This is a genomic window from Methylobacterium sp. E-016 (genome assembly GCF_022829745.1).
Classification (GTDB): Bacteria; Pseudomonadota; Alphaproteobacteria; order Rhizobiales; family Beijerinckiaceae; genus Methylobacterium.
Map to the genome: position 1 here is coordinate 1 of NZ_JAKSYF010000051.1, position 1,809 is coordinate 1,809.

Genomic DNA, 1,809 nt, shown 5'->3' on the forward strand with positions numbered 1-1,809 from the left:
TGGCGCCGTCACAGCCAGCGAGGTCACCTCAACCTGCCCCTTCGGCCGAGGCAGAGACAGACGCTGGGGGCCTGCCTCCGCAGCCCGGAACAGAGCCTGAAGCCGCCCATACGCCTGACGCGCCCGCAAAAATGAGGGCCACTGTCCAGCAGCTGCCTGAACAACACCCACGCAAGCGCCGCCGATAAACATAATCGCGAACATCGCGCCGGATGACACCTGCCCCTGAACGGCTAAGTAGGCTCCCACAGCCACCAGGCCGAAAGACGTAAAGGATTGCCAAAATCTGGAAAGGACAGAAATGGTTTTCGTTAAATGGGCCGCGGCCAATTGCCAAGCGGTTGCTTCCTGGTAGGCTGCCAGCCACCGCGTGCGGAAGCCGGGAACCATGGCCATCACGTGAAGGACCTCCGCCTCACGCACGGACACGTCTAACAGCCGTTGGCTCTGGCCCGACGACTGGGCAGCCCGTTCAAGATTGGAGCGATTGAAGATCTCGTCCAGCGATGTGAGGAAGAGCACAACACAAATTGCACCGAGCAGCGCCAATCCAAACCAGACGTGCATCACGAAGGCCGCGAGGACATAGATTGGAATCCAGGGCAGATCAAGGATCAGCGCCACACCGTGCCCGGCTGAAAACTCCCGTATGGTCTCGAGATCCCGAAACGCGCTCAACGTGTCGAACCGTCGGGTCTCCAACGTCTCCGCATAAACAACATCGTAGAGTTGGGGGGCGACCTCGTCATTCAGGGAGATCCCCATCCGTCGGAGCGCCGACGACCGAAGCGAACTCACGAGTGCCGCAACAGCACTCGCCAGAACAAACAGGACCGTCAGCGCCAAAAGCGTGTTGGTGCTGCGCGTCGAGAGAACGCGATCAAACACCTGCATCGAGTAGAGCACCGTCCCGAAGCTCAGCAGATTGAGAATCAAGCTGAAGAAGCACAGGTGCACGAAGGCCGGCCGAATTGCCCGGATGCCCCGATCGAGCGGAGTGGGTGCTTCAGGGTCAGGGCTTCGTTTAGACCGGCTCACTGCGAATTCTCATACCTTGGTGCTGAACGCGGTGCACATGGAATTCAACGCGCCCACGTTTGCGAGCTTGGGCGCAGCCGTCAAACGCCAACTGCCCGAGCAAACTTTGGCCACGGAAGCAGAGGACAGCACCTGCTTGCCGCACAGGTCCCCGCTATCATCCAGGCTGCAATCGCCACAAACCAGCAGTTTACGGCGTCATCAAGGAGCTTAGCGCACAAGAGCGGGTAGCCCCAGGGGAAACTTGGCATCTGCCGCTCATACGGCAGTCTCGGCAGCCCTTGGTTTATAGAAACGAGCTGGGCGATTCGCTCCCATTAGAGCATAAGACCAGCTTGCCGCTCGTCAGAATGACAGAGCTTATCCTGTATGACTAAGCAGAGCCATGGACCTTCTAAAACTTCGGTGAGTTCGGTTGAATGGCGGCCACGTGGGTCGCGGCGAGATCTTCTGCCAAATCCTAACGCCAAGCTTTCCTTGGATCAGGAAACCATCCCCGCAACTGCCGTTGTGTCGGATCCGTGATGTTTTCTCAAGCAGCTTGCCCTGACGTTCCTGATGAGGCTGGGACAGGACAAGCGCAGGCGCCCTGTCTCTATCGGAGCGCCTTTGCGTCATACGCCTTCAGTCTCAAGCCAAGAGGAGGCCGTGCAGGGACTGATCGGCATGGTTTGCGATGTTCTCGTGGCTCTGGGCGAAGCCGATGAGGAGATCGGCCCGGTCCATGCTGTGGCTGTCGAGGGCGTTGGTCCAGTAAGCCATGCCCTCCGG

2 protein-coding genes are annotated in these 1,809 nt (G+C 59.2%); both read right to left on the minus strand.

Annotated features, from left to right (window positions below; translation table 11 throughout):
• On the minus strand, positions 1-957 hold a 957-nt coding region (locus MKK68_RS03785; RefSeq protein ID WP_409567158.1), incomplete at its 3' end, for an ABC transporter transmembrane domain-containing protein.
• Positions 958-1,668: 711 nt separating this feature from the next.
• Complete coding sequence (locus tag MKK68_RS29855; protein ID WP_409567159.1) at positions 1,669-1,800, minus strand: DUF4214 domain-containing protein; 132 nt, start codon at positions 1,798-1,800, stop codon at positions 1,669-1,671.
• Positions 1,801-1,809 lie beyond the last annotated feature (9 nt).

Coding starts and splice junctions, on each gene's coding strand:
- MKK68_RS29855 (WP_409567159.1), bottom strand. CDS start 1,800: ATGGCTTACTGGACCAACGCCCTCGACAGCCACAGCATGGACCGGGCC.